22 protein-coding genes are annotated in these 20,606 nt (G+C 69.1%); 11 read left to right on the top strand and 11 right to left on the bottom strand.

The window, feature by feature from the left end:
• Positions 1-30: 30 nt before the first annotated feature.
• Entirely contained in the window at positions 31-906 is an 876-nt protein-coding gene (locus AC0VX0_RS10575; RefSeq protein ID WP_070709018.1) for an ArgP/LysG family DNA-binding transcriptional regulator, read from the top strand.
• 23 nt (positions 907-929) lie between these two features.
• On the opposite strand, the gene AC0VX0_RS10570 is transcribed toward AC0VX0_RS10575, so the two are convergent.
• On the bottom strand, positions 930-2,000 hold the full coding sequence (locus AC0VX0_RS10570; protein ID WP_070709019.1) for a GNAT family N-acetyltransferase: 1,071 nt from the start codon (positions 1,998-2,000) through the stop codon (positions 930-932).
• Between the two features lie 474 nt (positions 2,001-2,474).
• On the opposite strand from AC0VX0_RS10570, the gene AC0VX0_RS10565 reads away from it, so the two are divergent.
• Positions 2,475-3,625, top strand: a protein-coding gene (locus tag AC0VX0_RS10565; RefSeq protein WP_098471310.1) for an IS3 family transposase whose coding sequence is annotated in 2 segments (ribosomal slippage) — positions 2,475-2,745 and positions 2,745-3,625 — 1,152 coding nt in all. Because the reading frame shifts where the segments join, the coding sequence is not laid out codon by codon here.
• A 52-nt stretch (positions 3,626-3,677) separates the two neighbouring features.
• On the opposite strand, the gene AC0VX0_RS10560 is transcribed toward AC0VX0_RS10565, so the two are convergent.
• From AC0VX0_RS10560 to AC0VX0_RS10550, 3 genes are all read right to left on the bottom strand, one after another.
• Positions 3,678-4,100 (bottom strand): HIT family protein, encoded by a 423-nt coding sequence (locus AC0VX0_RS10560; RefSeq protein WP_070708679.1) that lies wholly within the window; start codon positions 4,098-4,100, stop codon positions 3,678-3,680.
• Positions 4,101-4,232: 132 nt separating this feature from the next.
• A complete protein-coding gene (locus tag AC0VX0_RS10555) occupies positions 4,233-4,844 on the bottom strand; it encodes a class I SAM-dependent methyltransferase (protein WP_102708788.1) in 612 nt (203 codons plus the stop codon).
• A 123-nt stretch (positions 4,845-4,967) separates the two neighbouring features.
• Positions 4,968-5,372, bottom strand: coding sequence for a GNAT family N-acetyltransferase (locus AC0VX0_RS10550; protein ID WP_102708789.1), 405 nt, complete (start codon positions 5,370-5,372; stop codon positions 4,968-4,970).
• A 485-nt stretch (positions 5,373-5,857) separates the two neighbouring features.
• Here AC0VX0_RS10550 and AC0VX0_RS10545 point away from each other — a divergent pair, with 485 nt between their 5' ends.
• Complete coding sequence (locus AC0VX0_RS10545; RefSeq protein ID WP_355505377.1) at positions 5,858-6,739, top strand: manganese catalase; 882 nt, start codon at positions 5,858-5,860, stop codon at positions 6,737-6,739.
• 371 nt (positions 6,740-7,110) lie between these two features.
• Here AC0VX0_RS10545 and AC0VX0_RS10540 read toward each other — a convergent pair whose 3' ends face one another.
• A complete protein-coding gene (locus AC0VX0_RS10540) occupies positions 7,111-7,713 on the bottom strand; it encodes a cadmium resistance transporter (RefSeq protein WP_036318100.1) in 603 nt (200 codons plus the stop codon).
• Entirely contained in the window at positions 7,710-8,069 is a 360-nt protein-coding gene (gene cmtR / locus AC0VX0_RS10535; protein ID WP_475451638.1) for a Cd(II)/Pb(II)-sensing metalloregulatory transcriptional regulator CmtR, read from the bottom strand. The genes AC0VX0_RS10540 and cmtR (AC0VX0_RS10535) overlap by 4 nt, the downstream gene beginning before the upstream one ends.
• A 248-nt stretch (positions 8,070-8,317) precedes the next feature.
• On the opposite strand from cmtR (AC0VX0_RS10535), the gene AC0VX0_RS10530 reads away from it, so the two are divergent.
• The 6 genes from AC0VX0_RS10530 to AC0VX0_RS10505 all read left to right on the top strand — a co-directional run bounded on the left by AC0VX0_RS10530 (position 8,318) and on the right by AC0VX0_RS10505 (position 14,243).
• Positions 8,318-9,985 (top strand): Mu transposase C-terminal domain-containing protein, encoded by a 1,668-nt coding sequence (locus AC0VX0_RS10530; RefSeq protein WP_102708790.1) that lies wholly within the window; start codon positions 8,318-8,320, stop codon positions 9,983-9,985.
• Complete coding sequence (locus AC0VX0_RS10525) at positions 9,979-10,704, top strand: TniB family NTP-binding protein (protein WP_475451635.1); 726 nt, start codon at positions 9,979-9,981, stop codon at positions 10,702-10,704. The genes AC0VX0_RS10530 and AC0VX0_RS10525 overlap by 7 nt, the downstream gene beginning before the upstream one ends.
• Positions 10,628-11,971, top strand: a complete 1,344-nt coding sequence (locus tag AC0VX0_RS10520) for an IS256-like element ISMlu11 family transposase (protein WP_012750929.1) — start codon at positions 10,628-10,630, stop codon at positions 11,969-11,971. Before AC0VX0_RS10525 ends, AC0VX0_RS10520 begins: the two co-directional genes overlap by 77 nt.
• Before the next feature lie 22 nt (positions 11,972-11,993).
• The gene (locus AC0VX0_RS10515; RefSeq protein ID WP_458118454.1) at positions 11,994-12,338 is read left to right on the top strand and encodes a hypothetical protein; all 345 of its coding nucleotides are present in this window, start codon (positions 11,994-11,996) and stop codon (positions 12,336-12,338) included.
• On the top strand, positions 12,335-13,501 hold the full coding sequence (locus AC0VX0_RS10510; protein WP_083325297.1) for a TniQ family protein: 1,167 nt from the start codon (positions 12,335-12,337) through the stop codon (positions 13,499-13,501). Before AC0VX0_RS10515 ends, AC0VX0_RS10510 begins: the two co-directional genes overlap by 4 nt.
• 124 nt (positions 13,502-13,625) lie before the next feature.
• Complete coding sequence (locus tag AC0VX0_RS10505) at positions 13,626-14,243, top strand: recombinase family protein (RefSeq protein WP_036313821.1); 618 nt, start codon at positions 13,626-13,628, stop codon at positions 14,241-14,243.
• 205 nt (positions 14,244-14,448) lie between these two features.
• On the opposite strand, the gene AC0VX0_RS10500 is transcribed toward AC0VX0_RS10505, so the two are convergent.
• From AC0VX0_RS10500 to AC0VX0_RS10480, 5 genes are all read right to left on the bottom strand, one after another.
• Entirely contained in the window at positions 14,449-15,357 is a 909-nt protein-coding gene (locus AC0VX0_RS10500) for a cation diffusion facilitator family transporter (protein WP_036313825.1), read from the bottom strand.
• Between the two features lie 30 nt (positions 15,358-15,387).
• Positions 15,388-15,765 carry an ArsR/SmtB family transcription factor gene (locus AC0VX0_RS10495; RefSeq protein WP_036313828.1) on the bottom strand — a complete coding sequence of 126 codons (378 nt, stop codon included), beginning with the start codon at positions 15,763-15,765 and terminating at the stop codon, positions 15,388-15,390.
• 54 nt (positions 15,766-15,819) lie between these two features.
• Entirely contained in the window at positions 15,820-16,479 is a 660-nt protein-coding gene (locus tag AC0VX0_RS10490; protein ID WP_036313831.1) for a vitamin K epoxide reductase family protein, read from the bottom strand.
• A 61-nt stretch (positions 16,480-16,540) separates the two neighbouring features.
• The gene (locus AC0VX0_RS10485; protein ID WP_036313834.1) at positions 16,541-17,281 is read right to left on the bottom strand and encodes a DsbA family protein; all 741 of its coding nucleotides are present in this window, start codon (positions 17,279-17,281) and stop codon (positions 16,541-16,543) included.
• Positions 17,282-17,323: 42 nt separating this feature from the next.
• On the bottom strand, positions 17,324-18,073 hold the full coding sequence (locus AC0VX0_RS10480; RefSeq protein ID WP_036313837.1) for a cytochrome c biogenesis CcdA family protein: 750 nt from the start codon (positions 18,071-18,073) through the stop codon (positions 17,324-17,326).
• A gap of 152 nt (positions 18,074-18,225) precedes the next feature.
• Here AC0VX0_RS10480 and cmtR (AC0VX0_RS10475) point away from each other — a divergent pair, with 152 nt between their 5' ends.
• Positions 18,226-18,588, top strand: a complete 363-nt coding sequence (cmtR, locus tag AC0VX0_RS10475) for a Cd(II)/Pb(II)-sensing metalloregulatory transcriptional regulator CmtR (RefSeq protein ID WP_036313923.1) — start codon at positions 18,226-18,228, stop codon at positions 18,586-18,588.
• On the top strand, positions 18,585-20,540 hold the full coding sequence (locus tag AC0VX0_RS10470; RefSeq protein ID WP_170721174.1) for a heavy metal translocating P-type ATPase: 1,956 nt from the start codon (positions 18,585-18,587) through the stop codon (positions 20,538-20,540). Before cmtR (AC0VX0_RS10475) ends, AC0VX0_RS10470 begins: the two co-directional genes overlap by 4 nt.
• Positions 20,541-20,606: the final 66 nt, after the last annotated feature.

The following is a 20,606-nucleotide window of genomic DNA, read 5'->3' as shown; positions in this document are numbered from 1 at the left end:
AGAGAACTGCAGGTGCCTAAGCTCTGCTTCATGAACCTTGATCAGCTGCAGGCGCTGCGTGCGATCGCGGACGAGGGCTCGTTCGAGGCGGCCGCGTACGAGCTCGGCGTCAGCGCCTCGGCGGTCAGCCAGCGCATCCGCGCCCTGGAGCGGGAGGTGGGCCAGGTGCTGCTCCGGCGCGGCACACCTTGCGAGCCGACCGAGGCCGGCGTCGGCCTGGTGCGCGTGGCCCGGCACATGCGGGTGCTCGAACAGGAGGCGTGGGCCGGGCTGGGCCGCACGGCGGCCGGGCGCAGCGTCACCTCCCTGGCCGTGCCCGCCGACGTGCTGGGCACGTGGTTCGGGCCCGTCCTGGCGGAGGCCGCCGACTGGGACGACACGGTCCTCGACCTGCACGTCGAGGACCAGGACCACAGCGCCCGGCTGCTGCGCCGGGGCGAGGTGCTGGCCGCCGTCACCACGGAGCCGCAGCCTGTGCAGGGGTGCGCGGCGGAGCCGCTGGGGAGCATGCGCTACGTCCCGCTCGCCTCGCCCGCCCTGCTCGCGCGGCACGCGGCGGGCGACGTCGTCGACCTCGGCGCGATGCCCATGATGCGCTACAACGCGAAGGACGACCTGCAGCGCCTCGCGCTGAGCGGCGCCGGGCTGGACGTCGCCCCGCCCACGCACCTGGCGCCGTCGTTCGACGGGTTCCACCGGTCCGTCCGGGCCGGCCTGGGGTGGGGCATGCTCGTGGACGCCCAGGCCGTCGAGGACGTGCGCGCCGGCCGGCTGGCCCGCGTGCCCGGGCTCGACGACGTCCTCGTGCCCCTGTATTGGCAGGCAGCCACGCTGCCCGTGACGCGCCTGGTGCGGCTCACGCGGGCGGTGCGGGAGGCGGCCCAGCGGACGCTCGAGCGGGGGTGAGGCGGCACCGAGGTCGCGGACCGTCAGCGACGTCGCAGCGGTGCCGGCGCCTCCATGGATGCCTCGGCCAACACAGGCCGGAAGCCCAACGCCTCGTTGACGTCGAGCATGTGCCGGTTCTCCTCGGCGTTCCACGTGATGATCGCGCGGGCCTCGGGCAGCTCGTCGCGCACGGCGATGAGGTTCGCCGCCTTCACACGCATGCCGAGGCGGTGGCCGCGGTGCTCGGGCAGCACGATGGTGTCCCACTGGTCGATCAGCCCGTCCGGGCGCGAACGGGGCGCCACCAGCTCGCTCAGGGCGACGACCCGACCGGTGGCGCGGTGCCGCGCCACCGCGCGGAAGAGCCGCCCGGTCGTCAGGATCTGCTCGTCCATGCGACGCACGCGGGCCGCATCCCAGACCTGCTCCACCACGGTGCGTTCCCCGGACGGGACGTCCGTGGCCATGCGGGCCTTGAGGACGGCGAGGTCGTCCTGCAGGGACGCGTCGGCCGCGCCCTCCCAGGCGTGGAGCTCGTAGTCCGACGAGACGCGTTCGGCCTCGGCCAGGGCGGCGGCGGGGTCGATCCCCGGATCGGCGAAGTCATACCGGCTCACCCGCTCGATCTGGGCGAGCGCGAAGCCGTAGGACTGGGCGAGACGCACACCCGGATGTTCGGCGGGCACCGCGCCGGCGCCGTTGGGCGGGGTGAGCGTCCGTTGCCCGGCCACCGGCCGCGGCGTCAGCGGCCAGGTCTCGAAACGGGTGAGGCCGGCGGTGTCCTGGACGAGCCGCTCGGCCAGTGCGCGGCCGTGGCCGCGTCCGCGGTGCCGCGGGTGGACGTAGACGTTGAGGGCGGCCGCGTCAGGGTCGTCGACGTGGTTGATCAGGACGCGGGCGTAGCCGACCGCATCGCCGTCGACGTACGCCAGGTAGCGGCGCTGCGTGTGGTCGGTCTCGGCGGCGGCCTGGATGAGCGCATCCGTGGGGGTCTCATCCCACTCGGTCGTGCCGATCAGCTCGTGGTTGTACTCGTCGCCGAGCTGGCAGTAGGCCCGCCAGCGGGGGTCGTCCGGCGAGGCGGGCAGGGGGAATTCGATGATGTCAGGCATGCGGTGACTGCTTTCTGCAGAAAGGGGTGGGCGCAGAGGCACCCGTCGAGCCGTGCTCGAGACGGGCGCGCGGGGAGGGCCGGTGGTGGGTCGTCGGACCCACGGGGTCACTGCTGCTGCATCATGGGGTGAACTGTGTCACGACGCGGATCGGGGGGCAAGGGCCTTTGTCGTCGAGATGCAGCGCAGATGCCACCTGACGCGCGGGGAACTCTTCGCATATCGGGCGGGATCCGGTCGGCGTGAAAACTGGGTGTCCAGGTGGGCGCCCCCGCGGGCCCCAGGGATCGCCCGAAACGTACGGGCGGCTGCCGCTCTAGCGGGTTGGTTGTGGCGAGCCGTGCGGCGGGCGGGCAGGGCCGGAGGTGGCGCACACGGCGCATGGCGGGACTGGGCTGACCCCGTTTCGTAGGTCCAGTCGTTATGAGAGTCGTCCTGTTGCCCGCGGTCGCGGGCAGGGAGACTGGTCAGATCATGACGAACAGCAGGAAGCGTCACACCCCCGAGCAGGTCGTCCGTAAGCTCGGGCAGGCCGACAGGATGCTCGCCGATGGTCAGGACGTCGCGGCGGTGTGCCGGGAGCTCGGGGTGTCCGAGCAGACGTACTACCGGTGGCGGAACCAGTACGGCGGCCTCAAGGCCGACGACGCAAAGCGCCTGAAGGAGCTGGAGAAGCAGAACGCGACCCTGAAGCGTCTGCTCGCGGAAGCGGAGCTGGAGAAGGCCGCGCTCAAGGAGCTGGCTGAGGGAAACTTCTAAGCCCGGACAGGCGCCGCGCCGCCGTCGATCACCTCAAGCGCAAGTTGCGGGTGAGCGAACGGATGGCGTGCCGTCTGGTCGGGCTGAGCCGCTCCGCGTACCGGCGACCGCTCAAGGGCGACACGGTCGCGGACCCGGATCGGGCGCTCAGGGAGTGGCTGCGCGCCTGGGCGAAGGACCATCCCCGCTACGGGTATCGGCGGGCGTATCACGACGCCCGCGCCGAGGGGTGGGTGGTGAACCACAAGAAGATCCAACGCCTGTGGCGTGACGAAGGGCTCCGGGTCCCGCAGCGGCGTCGACGCAAGCGCGTCGGGTCCTCGACCGTCGACGCGCCGACGGCGGACGCGCCGAACGTGGTGTGGGCGGTGGACTTCCAGTTCGACGCCGACGAGCACGGACGGCCGATCAAGATCTGCTCGATCGTCGACGAACACACCCGGGAGTGCATCGGCGGGCTCGTGGAGCGCTCGATTACCGCCGACCGACTCACCGCCCACCTCGAGGACCTCGTCGCCGCCCGGGGCGCCCCGGCGGTGCTCAGGTCGGACAACGGGCCGGAGTTCATCAGCGAGGCGATGGCCGACTGGGCCGGCACCCGCACCGGCCTGTCCTACATCCCTCCGGGCTCGCCGTGGCGCAACGGGTACGTCGAGTCGTTCAACAGCCGGATCCGCGACGAGTGCCTCAACATCAACAGCTTCTACTCGCTGCTGCACGCACAGGTCATCATCGGCGACTGGAAGGACGAGTACAACCACCACCGCCGGCACTCCTCGCTCGGCTACCTAACCCCAGCCGAGTACGCTCGGCAGTGCACCCATCAAATGGAAACCGACGACTCACAGAACGTCCGGACCGAATGAAGGGGGCGGCTCAGGACCCCTCGCCACAAACGACCGGTTGTGCCGCATCTGCCTAGCTGCTCTGGAGGTGCATCCCAATCCGTAGCGCCGTCACGGTTGCTTCCGGGCTTGTCGAGGTCGAAGACGGGGGCAGGTGGATTGACACCTGATCGTCGCGGTGACGAGGGATCACGTGCAGGTGAATATGGGGCACGTCCTGTTCGGCTTCAACGCCGTCTGATAGGTGCAGGTTCACCGCGGGAGCCAGGGTCCTACGGATGACGCCGGCCACTCGCGTAGCGAGGGCGAACATCTCGGCGCCCTCCTCGGGCAGGAGGTCGGAGAGTGTGGGGACATGGCGCCGAGGGATGATGAGGCAGTGACCGTCTGCGACCGGATGGAGGTCGAGGAAGACGAGCGAAAGCGCACCTTCGGTGACCACATGGGCGGGGGTGCGCCGCTCGGCGACTTCGCAGAAGGGGCAGGAGATTCCCATCGTCCGACTATAGGAGGGCCTGCACCGCCGGGAGGAGAGATGCGTGAGCTGGCGAGCCAACTGGCGTGGACCTCGCCCGCCCCAAACGACCATTTGTGCGGTTTCGCTCGCCAGGTGTCGGGCGCGGAGGGGTCAGGCTGGGCGGCGGGCGATAACGGTGAAGGTGTGCCAATGCTTGATGCCGTCGAACGCACGCCCTTCTTCGTTGCGTTCGTTCAGTTCGATCACCTCCAAAGTGTCGAGGAGTTCGTCCACCTCTTTCCCGGTGAGGTAGGTGCCCAGGTCCGAGGCCCAGGTGTCATCGGAGCCGAAGAGATCGACCGCCAGGATCCCGTCTGGCAGCAGGGCGTGCTTGATCCGGTCCCACACCGAGGTGAAGCGTGCGCGAGGGATGAATGGCAGAGAGGCATTGGCCAGGATCAGGTCGGCGTGCGGGAGGGGATCCCACTCCTCGATGAGGCCCGTCCGGTGTTCGAGGATGCCGAGCGAGGTGAGTTCATTCATGTGCTTTTCGACGCTCGAGTCGACGTCGATGGTGTGGACGCTCAAACCCTCCTGGAGAAGGCGCCGGGTCTCAATGCCGGCGCCGCTTCCCAGCTCGACAGCGCGCAGACCTGCGAGGTTCTGGTGGGTGGCCCGCAGTGCTGTGAGCGCCCGGTCGGTGAGAGGGCGTACGGCCGAGGTGCCTGCCCGCGCGGCGTTGTAGGAGGCCCAATCGCTGGAACTTGTGGGAGTGGCTGGCATGGCCTGAGTATCTCGATCTGGGCACGTAGGGGGAAGAGGATGCGACGAGCGATGGTGTGTCGCGGCTTCCCCATGGCGAGAGTTGCGGCGAGGATCGGGCCCGCCGCAAACGACCGAATCTGCCTATCCCACGGGGCGGAATCCGAGCCGCTGGTAAATCCTCATGGCCGCATCGGAGGTGCCCTGTCCGAAGCGCAGACTCAGAGTGTGGTCACCGGCGTCGCAGCAGGTTGCGATGGCGTGTTGGACCAGAGCCCGCCCGATCCCCTTCCCGCGTGCGTGGGGATCAATGAAGAGGTCGATGATGAACGGACCAGTGAGGTGTTCGTCCCAGATCGAGTGGGTGACCACCATGATGGCTCCGGCGAGACGGCCACCCACCCACGCTGTAGTGCTCGCATCGGCGCGCAGCTTTCCGTAGTCACCGCGGAAGGTCGCGTTCATCTCCTCGCACGCCTCGTCTAGATCGGAGGCAGCGACGTCGGGTGGGTAGCTCATGAGATAGCACTGGGCCAGATCGTCGGCCATCCCAGCGTCCAATCCTCGAAAGTCGAGTCCTCCAGGGAGCTGGCCAGCAGGATAGAGCTGCGGCAAGTGAAGAGTCAGAAGGTCAGTGGGCACAGTTGTTCCTCTCGTGATGGTGGGGTGTTCAGCGCGATGCCGTCAGAGAGTGAACATGGCTCGGAAGATAGCAGTGCAGAGGCGCAGTGGAGAGAGGGCGAGACGCTCGGAGTGTGAGGGGCTGCTCTCGTGCTCGTGGAAGCGCAGCCACAAACGACCGGTTGTACTGCGTGCCGCTGGGAGTCACCTACCCGCCGCATCCGCAGGCGGAGGATGGCGAAAGCGCTCACCCCCCGAGTGGTGCTGGCGTCCATGACCCAGGTGGTGAGCGATGCAGTTCTGGCGTGGGCCAGCACTAACGCGGGTCGGTCAGACCCGCGTAGCGTCGATGATGTCCGGCGTGGAGCCCCTCGGGCTTCCACGCATCCGACATGATCGAGGGGAGTCCTCTCTTGTATATCCACAAGCAGAAGCTTCAGCACGTCTCCAGTCCTGAGAAGCCCGACGCGGTCTACGCCCGCAAGCTGCAGGAGGTGATCGGCGGGCAGTACGGTGAGATCACCGTGGCCATGCAGTACAGCTTCCAGGCCTGGAACGCCCACATTCCGGGCAAGTACCGGGACCTGCTCTTCAGCACGGCGGCCGAGGAGTTCGGTCACGTCGAGATGCTCGCCACCATGGTGGCCCAGCTGCTGGAGAAGGCCCCGGTGGGGATCACCACCGACGCCATCCAGGATGACCCGGCCGTGGCCGCCGTCATCGGGGGTACCGACCTGCAGCAGGCCATCGTGGCCGGTGCCGGTGCTCGCCCCGTGGACAGCATGGGGAATCCGTGGACGGCGGCCTACGTCACCGCCAGCGGCAACCTGTTGGCGGACATGACCGCCAACCTCAACGCCGAGATGCAGGGCCGCACCCAGGTGGCCCGGCTCTACCACATGACCGATGACCCGGGCATCCGGGAGCTGCTGTCCTTCCTTCTGGCCCGGGACACGATGCACCAGAACCAGTGGGCGGCGGCTGTGAAGGAGCTGCAGGAGGACGGCCTGGAGGAGATGCCGGTGCCGAGCAACTTCTCGCAGAAGAAGGAGGCCACGGAGCACTCGTACACGCACTACGAATTCTCTGACGGTCAGGCCACTGCGCAGGGTTCGTGGGCTGCAGGCCCCACCCCGGACGGCAAGGGCGAGTTCTCCTACTCGTCCGAGCCGCCGGCGGGGGTCCCCATGCCCCCGCCCACCCACCCGGACTCCCGTTTCTACGGGACCACGGAGGTGCCCAACCGCCTCGAGAAGCTGGCGGGCACGGTGCAGGACAAGCTGCACCGCGAGTGACCCGACCTTCCCGATGAGGCAGTGCACGGGCCCGTCTGCTCCGGCAGGCGGGCCCGTGTCGTCTGTCCATGTAAGAGGCCGCATCTCCCTGGCACGGATTGTGGCGAGAATGTGCCTCGCCATTCTTGAGGGGATGCGGGCGCTTCGGACAGGGCTGCGTGGTCGCACGGAGTGTTCTTGACCCACGTCCACGCGGGTATACCCCTTTACACGCCCTGCCCTGTGGCTTCGTTCGCTTGGTGGCGGGGTTTTTGCAGCGCTCCGTGGCGGTCTTGTTGCCGCGATCACGCAGGACTGGCTGCAGGTAGGTGTCGCGGTCTGAACCGAGAGGGGTGCGCCCGGTCGGGGCCGTTTGGATCGCTGCCGCTACGTCAGAGTCCGAAGGCTCCGCCGCTGACGAGGATCACGATGCCGAGGCCGATGAGAACGATGGGGAAGAGGATGTTCTCCCAGCGTTCGAGCACTTCGGCGATCGGGGGGCGGGTGGCGACGAACTTTGCCAGGGCCACCAGGACCGCGACGAGCGCGAGGAAGACGATGCAGTAGGCGACTACTGCGAGAGGTTCCACGCTGAGGAAGACAGGGGTGTAGACGCCGATGTTGTCGCCGCCGTTGGCAAGGGTGACGCCTGCGACTGTCCACACGCCGACCTTCTTGCCGGCAACCTTGGCCTCGTCGTCATCGTCGTCATCGTCTCCGCGCCAGGCCTGCCATGCGGCCCAGAGGCCGAGGCCCAGAGGGATGAGGCCGAAGTACGGGATGGCTGCCGAGGGCAGGAATGCTCCGGCGCCGATGGTCACCAGGACCGCGGCACCGAGGATGCCGGCGAATCCGAGGTACTGGCCGGCCAGAATGCGGGCGGTAGTGCCGCGCTGGCCTGCCCCTCGCGCGAAGAAGAGGGAGAGCACGATGATGTCGTCGATGTTGGTCGCTGCGAACAGGCCCATCGCCTGCAAGACCGAGGTGAGGCTCATGCGCCCTCCCCAGCTGCGTCGCATCCGGGAAGCGAGCAGGCGGGATCGATGCACGGGGCGTCTTCGTCCACTGCCAGGGTGGCATCGACCAGTGCCGTCAGCGCCTGCGCCAGGTGCGAATCGGCGATCTCATATCGTGTCCGACGACCCTCGGGCTCGGAGACGACGATCCCGCAATCGCGCAGGCATGCCAGGTGGTTGGACACGTTCGGGCGTGTCAGGTCCAGATCTCGGGCCAGTTCCGCCGGGTAAGCGGGATGGTTGAGCAGGGTCAAGATGATCCGGGATCGAGTGGGGTCGGCCAGTGCACGACCCAGGCGGTTCATCACGTCGAGACGCGAAGCAATAGTCATCATGGATTGAACTATACAGCGCGAACTGAACACTCGGTCACAGGCGTCAGCCCAGATCGCATGCCCGTAAGGGGATCCTTCACCGTACGTCGAGCGAGCTCAGTCCTCGTGTCATTTTCAGAAGTCGACTGCGCTCTCGGGCCCGTCCTCTCGGGGGTGGTGTCGTCGACTCCCGAGCCCTGGTCGTTCAGTAGTCCTGTGCACTAGCGTCGCATCTGCTCAGTAGTCCTGTTCTCTATGAGGAGGCGGGCGTGGACGGCGACCAGGATGAGATGGCTGGACCGGGCGTGCTTGCGGTGCCCGAGCGTGAGTGGGAGCAGGCCCGGTTGCGGGCCGGGGTGATCGGTCGCCTGGCCGAGCACGATCCAGTGGGACTGGCTGCCGTCGACGAAGCCGCGATGGAGCTGGGGATCTCCCGGCGCCGGGTGTACGTGCTGCTGGAGCGGTACCGGCGGGGCTCGGGCCTGGTCACTGATCTTGTCCCCCGGCGATCGGATGGTGGCAAGGGTGGGGGCCGGCTGACGGAGCCAGTGGAGCAGATCATCCGTGAGCTGGTGTGCCAGCGGTACTTGACCCGGCAGAAGCGCAGCATTGCCTCCCTGCATCGGGAGATCACGCGGGCCTGCGCCGTGCAGGGGCTGCCGGCTCCGGCACGGAACACGGTGGCCGCGCGGATCGCTCGGATGAATCCGGTCGAGGTGGGCCGGCGGCGCGAGGGGGCCGAGAGCGTCCGGCCGTTGCAATCGGCCGGGGACGAGGTTCCGGTAGTCGAGTCGATCCTGGACCAGGTGCAGATCGATCACACGGTCATGGATCTGATCGTGGTCGATGACCGTGACCGTCAGCCGATCGGACGGCCGTATCTGACGGTGGCCATCGACGTGTGCAGTCGGTGTCTGGTTGGAATGGTGGTGACCTTGGAGCCGCCCTCGGCGGTGTCGGTGGGGTTGTGCCTGGCCCATGCGGCCGGTGACAAGCGGCCCTGGCTGGAGCGGCTCGGAATCGACGCGGCCTGGCCGATGAGTGGCAAGCCGAAGGCCCTGTATGTGGACAATGCTCGGGAGTTCAAGAGCGAAGCGCTCACCCGCGGGTGCGACCAGCACGGTATCAGCCTCGACTACCGCCCGCTGGGCCGGCCGCATTACGGCGGGATCGTCGAGCGGGTCATCGGCACGGCCATGCGACAGATCCACGAGCTGCCGGGGACCACGTTTTCGAACCCAGTCGAGCGTGGAGCGTACGACGCCGAGAAGATGGCCGCACTGACGATTGCCGAGTTGGAGCGGTGGCTGGTGTTGGCTGTGGCGACCTACCACGACACGGTGCACTCCACGCTGGGCCAGACCCCGGCCGGACGGTGGGTCGAGTCGGTCGCAGCGACCAGTACCCCGATGACGACGGCCAACCCAACGGCGTTCTTAGTGGACTTTCTGCCCGTGTTCCGCCGCAAGCTCACGCGCACCGGGTTTGTTCTGGACCATGTCCACTATTTCGCCAATGCGCTCAAGCCGTGGATCGCACGCCGCGAGGCCCTGGAGCGGTTCCTCATCCGGCGGGATCCGCGCGATATCAGCCGCATCTGGGTGCTGGACCCCGAGGGCACCGCGTACATCGAGGTCCCGTATCGGGCGTTGTCGAACCCGGCGGTCAGCGTGTGGGAGCACCGGCAGGCTCTGGCCCGGCTGCGCGAGCGTGGGGCCACCGAAGTCGACGAGTCGGGCCTGTTCCGGATGATCGAGCAGATGCGCACCATCTCCGAGACCGCCCAGAAGACCACCAAGCGCACCCGCCGCGAGAGGCAACGCCGCACCCAGACCGGGACGACCACTACGAGGCCGACGCCCCCGGTGCCGGAACCACCGGTCGTACCAACGGACTTGGATGTGGTGGCCCGGTTCGGGGAGATCGAGCAATGGTGAATGCCAACGAGTACGAGCCGCTGGAGCTGTCCCACTTGCACCCGGCCGCGCAGCCGGTGGCGCGATTGCCGGCGGCCGAGCGGGTCCAGCGGATCCGCGCGGACCGCTGGATCGGCTACCCGAAGGCGGTCGAGGCCGTCGAGCGTCTGGAGACCATGCTCGGCTGGCCGGCGAAGCAGCGCATGCCCAACCTGCTACTGGTGGGCCCGACAAACAACGGCAAGTCGATGATCATCGAGCGCTTCCGCCGGCAGCACCCGCCCAGCTCCGAACCGGACCGGGAGCAGGTCCCGGTGGTGTGCGTGCAGATGCCCTCGGAACCATCACCCTTGCGGTTCTACACCGCGATCCTGTCCGTCCTGGGCGCACCCCTGCGGCCCCGGCCTCGTCTGGTGGAGCTCGAACGCCTCGCCTTGTCCCTGCTGCGCGAGGTCGGGGCGCGGATGCTGGTCGTTGATGAGCTGCACAACGTGCTGGCCGGTCGCGGGGACACCCGTCGGGAGTTCCTGAACCTACTGCGGTTTCTGGGCAACGAACTGCGCATCCCGCTGGTCGGGGTCGGCACCCGCGAGGCCTACCTGGCGGGGGCGTGTCAGATGGTCTGTGTAAGCCGTACCGAGAGGAACGGTAAGAATCATGACCATGATCGACGAGAAGAACCCAGGCGAGCCCTCGGGCCAGGACCTGGTCGAGCAGCTGAAAGCCTCAGGGCAGCTTGATGCCCTGTTCGCGCAGATCGACGCGGGCGGCGTCGAGCTCACCGGTGACGGCGGGTTCGTGCCCGCGCTGGTCAAGGCCGCGCTCGAGCGGGGCCTGCAGGCCGAGCTGACCAGCCATCTGGGCTACGAGAAGGGCTCGAGCGAGGCGCCGAAGCACGCCAACTCCCGCAACGGGACCACCCCGAAGACCGTGGAGTCCGAGGTCGGGCCGATCGAGCTGGACGTCCCGCGAGACCGGGGCGGGTCGTTCACCCCGCGCCTGGTGCCCAAGGGCCAGCGGCGCCTCGGGGGCCTGGATGACATGATCATCAGCCTCTATGCCGGCGGAATGACGATCCGGGACATCCAGCACCACCTGGCCTCCACGATCGGCACGGACCTGTCGCACGAGACGATCTCCAACATCACCGACGCCGTGAGCGAAGAGGTCCTGGCGTGGCAGTCGCGGCCGCTGGAGGAGTTCTATCCGGTGATCTATCTCGACGCAATCCGGATCAAGATCCGAGAGAACAGCCAGGTCCTCAACCGTGCCGCCTACATCGCCGTCGGCGTGGACCTCGAGGGCATCAAGCACGTGCTGGGGATCTGGGTCCAGGACACCGAGGGCTCGGCGTTCTGGGCCCACGTCTGCGCCGATCTCGCCAACCGGGGCGTGCAGGACGTGCTGATCGTGTGCTGCGACGGGCTCAAGGGCCTGCCGGAGGCGATCGAGGCGACGTGGCCGGACTCGATGGTCCAGACCTGCGTGGTTCACCTGATCCGGGCCGCGATGCGGTTCGTGGCCTACCAGGACCGCAAGAAGGTCGCCGCCGCGCTGAAGCCGATCTACACCGCCCCCAACGAAGAGACCGCGAGGAAGGCGCTGGCCGAGTTCGAGGCCTCCGAGCTCGGCACGAAGTACCCGTCTGCAGCCGCGACCTGGGCGAACTCCTGGGAGCGGTTCATCCCGTTCCTGCAGTTCCCACCCATGCTCCGCAAGGTCATCTACACGACCAACAGCATCGAGTCGCTGAACTTCCAGCTACGGAAGGTGACCAAGAACCGCGGCCACTTCCCCTCGACCGAGGCGGCGGTGAAGCTGCTCTGGCTGGCGATCTGCAACATCGAAGACAAACGCGCCGCCGAACGCGCTCGGGACCGGGGCAAACCCGCCGGCCAGCGCAAAGCCCAGGGCCGGCTCGTCGAAGGCCAGGCCGTCACGAACTGGAAGCAGGCCCTCGCCCAGCTCGCCGCGGCCTACCCCGACCGGATCAACCCCTACCTGTGACCACCCCGCTTACACAGACAAGTTGACACGCCCCCTGGCGGTGCGCTCCGATGACCAGTTGGAGAACCGCTTCGAACCCTTCGTGCTCCCGCTCTGGGAGGCCGACGACCAGGCGAGATCCCTGCTGGCCAGCTTCGCCGCCTCCTTCCCCCTCCGGAAACCATCGGTGATCGACACCGAGGACATGGCCCGCTACCTGCTGGCCCGCAGCGAGGGCACCATCGGGGAGCTGGCCCACCTGCTGACCGCGGCCGCGGTGGCCGCCGTCGAGTCCGGCCTCGAGGCCATCGACCACCGGACCCTGACGATGGCTAACTACACCGGGCCGACCGAACGCCGCCGGGTCTTCGAACGCGAGCTGCTGTGAGCACTCGGTGGCCGGTGCACCCGGCCCCGGTCACCGGTGAGGCACTCACCTCCTGGCTGCGCCGGATAGCCCACCGCTACGGGGCCGAGGTCGAGGACCTCGTTCTCGATACCGGGTTCTGCATCTCCCGCCCCGGGGACCTGGACGTGGCCGCCCCGGAGGAATTCATCAACCAGCTAGCCGGCCGCACCAGAACCGGAACCGACACCATACGGGCCATGACTCTCGGCGGGCAGACCCCCTGGCTGCTGGACCAACTCGAGCCAGCGGCGGAGGCCTACACCACCTATACCCGCCAGCTGGCGGTACTGCTGCCCCGGGGAAGGAGACGCGACCGTACCGTGGAGGACTGGCGGGCCTGGTTGCCCACGGATGCCGGCTGGCAACACCGGGCCTGTCCGCGCTGCACCATGGAATCCACCCCTCCCTGCCCCTACCAACTGGCGTGGCTGGTGCCCCTAATGCTCTCCTGCCCCGTCCACCACTGCCGACTCGAACGCCACAACGGCCCGGTGGGCTACCACGACTTCTGGCACGTCTCGCCGGGTAGGCCCGAGCCGCGACCGGTCGGGGCGGCGATCCGGAGCATGGGCCAGCGGACCTGGCAGGCCCTGACCACAGGATCCGTCGCCCTTCCCCGACACCGGGTGCACGCAGGCCTCTGGTTCCGACTACTCAGGACGCTGCTCGACGAGCTCGGCGCGACCATCATCGAATGCGGCGCACCCGGCCGGCTGACACGACAGGTGTGGGACCGCACCGGCCACCCGGTCCGCGCCGGACAGGGCCCGTGGCGCCCCTACGAGGAACTCTCCGATCAGCGCCAACTCCAGTCCCTGGAAGCCGCCGCCACCGCGATACACCTGTTCGAAACCCGGGCCATGACCTGCCCCGGACGCGAAGCCGAGGTGTTCCTGCCCCAACCGGACATTTCCCGCGACCCCGGCAGCACCGAACAAACCACGGACCCCACCGCCATCCGTTGGCAGGAGATCAAAAAGAACTTTCAGGCCGTCGTCGAGGAAGCCCGGACCACCCCCGAGACCGCCCGCCAACTCTTCAACTTCTGCACGATGTACCGCCGCGACAACGACGAAGTGATCCAAGGCGTCCGGAGCAATTTCACCGAGCTCGGCATCCCTTCGGACTACCTGTCACCATAGCTGCGCCGTGACCGTCTGCGAGACGTAGAATAAATGACCGGTTACGTGACAATATTTCTCAACATCTCGCTCTGCGGGCCTCGTGTCACATAAACGATCGAATAAATGACAGGGGTGGTGGGCGGTGCTCGTGGGGTACATGCGGGTGTCTAAGGCTGACGGCTCCCAGGCCACCGACCTGCAACGCGACGCCCTGCTCGAAGCCGGCGTGGAACCGGAGGCTCTGTACGAGGACAAGGCCTCCGGCAAGAGCGATGACCGTCCCCATCTGGCCGCGTGCCTGAAAGCGCTGCGGGCCGGGGATACCCTGCTGGTGTGGAAGCTGGACCGACTCGGCCGGGACCTGCGCCACCTGGTCAACATCGTGCACGAGCTCACCGAGCGGGGCGTGGGCCTGAAGGTGCTCACCGGCCAGGGGGCGGCGATTGACACCACGACCGCCTCCGGCAAGCTGGTGTTCGGGATCTTCGCCGCCCTGGCCGAGTTCGAACGCGAGCTGATCTCCGAACGCACCAAGGCCGGCCTGGCCTCGGCCCGGGCCCGAGGCCGCAAGGGCGGCCGGCCCTACAAGATGACCCCGGCCAAGATCCGCCTGGCGATGGCCTCGATGGGGAACAAGGACACCAACGTCGGTGCCCTGTGTAAGGAACTGGGCATCACCCGCCAGACCCTCTACCGCCACGTCTCACCCACCGGGGAACTGCGCGAAGCCGGACAGAAGGTGCTGGCCCAACGCCGATGACCACCGCGGGCTGCGGAGCTGTGTGCCGCCGATGGTGACCCACCCGGGGGCGTGTCGTATGACGTGCCGTCGCGGGACGGACCACCGGACGGGTCATGCGGGATGTCCCTAGTGGCGTGCCACTGTTCATCCATGTCGGCTGCGGGTGTGTCCGGTGGGGGGTTCCTCCTGCGGACGCGTCTATTGCTCAACCAGCCCCACTGGGTCAGTGGTGGGTGGGGTGTTCGTGGTGGGCGTGGGCGGCGGGTTCGAGTTGGAAGGTGGAGTGGTCGATCGCCACGTCGAAGTGCTCGGCGACGCAGTGTTGGAGCTGGTCCAGGATCTGGGGGGCGTGCCCGTCGTGGAAGCAGTGGTCCTCGACGACGACGTGGGCGCTGAGCACGGGGACCCCGGTGGCGATCTGGGAGGCGTGCAGGTCGTGCACGGACACCACGTGCGGCACCGCTTCAAGGTGGTCCCGAACCTCGGCGAGGTCCAGGTCCCGGGGGGTGGATTCGAGCAGGATGTGCGCGGCCTCGGCCAGGATCTTCAGGGTGCGGGGCACAATCAACACGGCGATGAGCATCCCGGCCACGGCGTCGGCCTGCGCCCAGCCGGTGGTGGCGATGACCAGGGCGCTGGCGATCACGGCCACCGAGCCCAGCGCATCGTTGAGGACCTCCAGGAACGCGGCGCGCATGTTCAGGTTGGCCCCGCGGCCGGAGCCGAGGACGGCCAGCGAGGCGAGGTTACCGGCCAAGCCGAGGATCCCGAACAGCAGCAGAGGGCCGGAGGCTACCTCGGGCGGGGCGAACAGTCGCTGCAGGCCCTCGATGAAGGCGTAGAGACCCACGGCCAGCAGGATGGCGGCCTGGGCCAGGGCGGCCAACACCTCGGCGCGCAGGAACCCCCAGGTGCGCCGGGCCGTGGGCGGCCGGGCCATCAGGGTGGAGGCCAGCAGGGCCATCAGCAACCCGCCAGCGTCGGTGAGCATGTGCGCCGCGTCCACCAGTAGGGCCAGGCTGCCGGTGATCAGCGCCCCGGCCACCTCGGCCAGCAGCACCGCCGTGGTGATGGCGAAAGCGACCGCCAGCCGCCAGCGGTGCGCCGGCGAGGCGTGGTGGTGTGCACCCATTAACTGTGTCCTCCTTCTCCGGGACCGGGCTCAGGCCGCGGCGGGGCCGTCGGGGCCCGGGGTGCCGGAGTGTGGGCAGAGCTCGACCGCGTGCCCGGTGACCGTCAGCAGCCGCTCGGCGGCGGCCAGCACCTGAAGCAGCTCGGGCTCGGCGGCCAGGGCGTACAGCGAGGCCCGGCCCACCGGCCGGGAGGCCACCAACCCGCAGCCGGCCAGGCAGGCCAGGTGCGCACTGACCGTGGACTGGGCCAACCCGAGGTGCTCGGTCAGCTCGCGCACCTTGTGCTCCCCGGTGGCCAGGTGCCGCAGGATCGCCAACCGGGTGGGGTCGGAGAACCCGTGGAACAGCGCCGCCGCCGGGCCCAGGCCCGCCGCCGGGGACACCCCCGGCTCCTTAATCATCGTCATACGACGATGATAGCGCCTTCAGTCGATAATGGCGAGGTCGCGCCCCAGGACCGGTCAGAAGCCGGTGAAGGCGGGGAGGAACTGGACGAAGACCGAGCCGGCGACGGCGACGTAGGCGACGGCGATGAGGGTCCCGGCCCAGCCGGTGGCGAACCGGACCACCCCCGGCGGGGCGGGGATCACGCCGTGGGCGAGGTTGCGGGCGGTGAGCAGGAGGAACAGGGGGATCATGGCCGCCCAGACGATCATGCAGTACAAGCAGAGGATGTAGATCTCGTACAGGGCCTGGAACCACAGCCAGGCCACGAACCCTATCCCGAGGGTGACCCCGGCCTGCAGCCCGAGCCAGTACCCGCGGCCGGGCCGGGCCCCGGAGAGCACGACCATCGCGGTGGAGATCACCACGGCGAAGGCGACGATGCCGATCAGCGGGTTGGGGAAGCCGAACAGCTCGGACTGCCAGGTGCCCATGACCCGTCCGCAGGACACCCAGGGGTTGATGTCACAGCTGGTGGTGTGGCCGGGGTTCTCGTAGAGGGCGAGGCGTTCGAGGACCAGGGTCGCCGAGGCGATCCAGCCGACGGCGCCGGTGACGAGCAGCACCAGGCCGAAGGCCCGGCGCCCGGTGAACCACGCCGGGGCCGGCGCCGGGCCGGCTGCCGATACTGGGGAGGCGGCGCTCGGGGCGGTGGGCTCGGTGAGCCGGTCGGTCATGGGAAGTCCTTTGCTCTCGGTCCTCTGCTCTGGCCCGGGTGGCCGCGGATGGTCCGGGCGGTCAGTCCTGGGTGGCGGCCTCGACGGCGGCGGTGAACTCTTCCAGGCTGTTCACGGTGAGCGGCTCACCGTCGAGGTAGAAGGTCGGGGTCCCGGCCACGCCCAGGGCGGTGCCGTCGGCCACGTCCAGCTCGACCCGGTCCCGGGTGGCCGGGTCGGCCACCGCGGCATCGTAGGCGGCCATGTCCAGGCCCAACTCTTCGGCGTAGGCCCGGAAGACCGGGCTGCGGTCCTCCGTGGTGTGGCTCCACTCGGTCTGGGTCTCGAACATCTTCTGGTACATCGACTCGTAGGCGCCCTGCTGGGCAGCGGCCTCCACGGCGATGGCCGCGGTGACCGAGTTCGGGTGGCCCGGCAGCGGGAAGTACCGGTGCACGAAGGTCACGGTGTCCGCATACTCGGCGCGCAGGTCCTCCACGAAGGGGTAAGCCGCCGCGCAGGCCTCGCACTCGAAGTCCAGGAACTCCACCAGCACGGCCTTCTCATTGGGGGCCTGCGAGAGCACCCGGCTATTCTCCCGCACCAACTGACCGGCAGACCCAGTCGACTGCCCGGTGGACTGGGCGGTGGACTGGTTGGGGTCCTGCTGCTGGGCGGTGGCGGTCCCGCGGGCCACAAGGTAACCGATGAGGGCGGCGGCCACGACCAGGCCCAGCAGCACCCAGACCACGATCTTGGCCCGGCGCTGCCGGGACGGGGTGGGAGAAGACGGGGTGGAAGCGGTGGGGTCAGGGGAAGTCACGAGCGGTCCAATCCGTGAGGTGGGGGGCGTGTGCGGGCGGGGTTAGACGGGGGTGGTGAAGGTGCCGGCCAGGTTCTGCAGCTGGTAGATCCACAGGGTCCAGATCCCGGTGACCATCAGCACCCCGACGAGCACCAGCAGTACCCCGCCGATGATGTTGAAGGCGCGGATGTGGCGGCGGACGAAGCCCAGCGTTCGGGTGACCCAGTCCAGGCCCATCGCCACCAGCACGAAGGGGATGCCCAGGCCCAGACAGTAGAGGAAGCCCAGCAGGGCCCCGCGCCAGGGGTCCCCGGTGGTGGTGCTCAACGCCAGCACGGCGCTGAGGGTCGGGCCCATACACGGGGTCCAGCCCAGGCCGAAGACCACCCCGAGCAGCGGGGCCCCGGCGATCCCGGTCCTGGGCTGGAAGGACATCCGCCGGGTGTTCTGCAGGAACGGCAGCCAGCCGATGAGCACCAGGCCCATCAGGATCACGAACACCCCCAAGGCCCGGATCAGCGCGTCCTGCCACTGCAACAGCCACCCGCCGATCACCCCGAAGGCGGCCCCGTAGAGGGTGAACACCGCGGCGAAGCCCATAATGAACAGTCCCACCCCGGTCATCACCCGGCGCCGGTTGTCCGCCCGGCGCGGGTCGGCCAGCCCGGAGACATACCCCAGGTATCCGGGCACCAGCGGCAAGATGCACGGGGAGAGGAAGGACACCAGCCCGGCGACCACGGCCAGCGGCATCGCCACCAGCAGTGCCCCGGACTGGACCATCTCGGCGAAGAACCCACCCAGGCTCATGGCCGTCCTCCTCGGCCCCGGCAGCGGCGATGCGGGAAGGTGGGGCAGCAACGGGCAGTCACGGAGGGTCCTCACTGATTCAATCGATCGGGGTCGCCCGGCCCGGGCGAAACCCCGCAAGAGACTACAGTGCAGGCTGTATAGTTCACCACATGCTGACGATTGCGACACGGTTGGACGTGATGAACCGGCTGGGCCGGGCGATGGCCGACCCCACCCGATCCCGGATCCTGCTGTCCCTGCTGGAGGGCCCCGGGTATCCGGCCGAGCTGGCCCAGGCCCTGGGGCTGAGCCGGTCGAACGTGTCGAACCACCTGGCCTGCCTGCGGGACTGCGGGATCGTGGCCGTCGAGCACCAGGGCCGCCGCACCCGGTACGCGATCGTCGATGCGCACCTGGCCCGGGCGCTGAGCAGTCTGCTCGAGGTGACCCTCGCGGTGGATGCCTCCGCGCCCTGCCTGGACCCGGGCTGCCCGGTACCCCGGTGCTGCGACACGGCGGAGGTGGCCTCGTGAGCGCCGCCTGCGGCTGCGAGGCCCCGACCCCCACTCCCGGTGCACCCGAGGAGCACGAGGAGCACCGGCCGTGGTGGCGCGATGCAGCCATCCTGCTCCCGGCGCTCTCCGGGCTGGCGTTCCTCACCGGGCTGGTCCTGGAATGGTCCGGGGCCGGTCTCGTGGCCACGGTGGTGTTCTGGGTCGGGCTGGTGCTGGGCGCCTGGACCTTCGTGCCCGGGGCGCTGCGCGGATTGTTCACCCGGGGCCGGCTCGGGATCGGACTGCTGATGACGATCAGCGCCATCGGCGCGGTGATCCTGGGCTACATCGAGGAGGCCGCCGCCCTGGCGTTCCTGTACTCCATCGCCGAGGCCCTGGAAGACAAGGCCATGGACCGGGCCCGGGCGGGCCTGCGCGCCCTGCTGAAACTGGTGCCCGAGACCGCGACCATCCGGGCCGGCGGGGCCACGGTGGAGGTCGAGGCCAAGGACCTGCGACCCGGGCAGGTGCTCGTGGTCCGGCCCGGGGAACGGGTCGCCACCGACGGGATCGTGCGTACCGGGCGCAGTTCCCTGGACACCTCGGCGATCACCGGCGAGTCCATCCCGGTCGAGGTCGGCCCGGGAGACACCGTCTCGGCCGGGTCGATCAATACCGCCGGGGCCCTGGAGATTGACGCCACCGCCGCCGGCACCGACAACTCCCTGACCACCATCGTGCACCTGGTCGAACAGGCCCAGGCCGAGAAGGGGGACCGGGCCCGGCTGGCCGACCGGATCGCGAAGCCCCTGGTGCCCGGGGTGCTCATCCTGGCCGTGCTCGTCGCGGCCCTCGGGTCCCTGCTCGGGGACCCGGAACTGTGGATCACCCGCGCCCTGGTGGTGTTGGTGGCCGCCTCGCCCTGCGCGCTGGCCATCGCGGTGCCGGTCACCGTGGTCTCGGCGATCGGCGCGGCCAGCCGGTTCGGGGTGGTCATCAAATCCGGGGCCGCCTTCGAGCGCCTCGGCGGGATCCGCCACCTGGCGGTGGACAAGACCGGGACCCTGACCCGCAACCAGCCCACCGTCACCGCCGTGCTCGCCGCCCCCGGCATCACCGAGGACCAAGTGCTGGGCTGGGCCGCGGCACTGGAACAGCACAGCACCCACCCGTTGGCCGCGGCCATCACCGCCGCCACCCCGGACACGCCCGCGGCCGAGGGCGTCACCGAGACCGCCGGGCACGGGATCACCGGCCGCCTGGACGGGGCTACCGTCACCGTCGGCAGCCCCCGCTGGCTGGCCCCCGGCCCCCTGGCGGCCCAGGTCCAGGGGCTGGAGGACCAGGGCATGACCGTGGTCATCATCCACCGCGACGGGGCGGTCGCCGGGGCCATCGGGGTCCGTGACGAACTGCGCCCTGAGGTCCCCACCGTCGTGACCACCCTGACCGGCCAGGGCATCGACCTGACCATGCTCACCGGGGACAACGCCCGCACCGCCCGGGCGATCGCCGACCAGGCCGGCATCGACGACGTGCGCGCCGAGTTGCGCCCCGAGGACAAGGCCACCGCCGTCCACCAGTTGACCGGCACCCGGCCCACCGCGATGATCGGTGACGGCATCAACGACTCTCCCGCCCTGGCCGCCGCCGAGGTCGGCATCGCCATGGGCGCCACCGGCTCGGACGCAGCCATCGAATCCGCCGATGTCGCCTTCACCGGCCACGACCTGCGCCTGATCCCCCAAGCTCTGGCCCACGCCCGCCGCGGCCGGGCCATCATCAATCAGAACATCATTCTCTCGCTGCTGATCATCGCCGTGCTGCTGCCGCTGGCCATCACCGGCGTCCTCGGCCTGGCCGCCGTGGTCCTGGTCCACGAGGTCGCCGAGGTCATCGTCATCGGCAACGGCCTGCGCGCCGCCACCACCCGACGCACCGCCCTGGAACCCCTCACCGACCGGCAAGCCCAACCCGCCACCACGGGATGAGCTCCTACCGTGCCTGCGGGACAGAGACGCCCAGGCCCGGTGAGACCCGACCTGTCCGGTCCATCC

The sequence above is a fragment of the Micrococcus sp. iso_26 genome, from assembly GCF_056172975.1.
The sequence above is the reverse complement of the archived record's forward strand: the minus strand, read 5'-3'. Positions and strand labels throughout refer to the sequence as shown.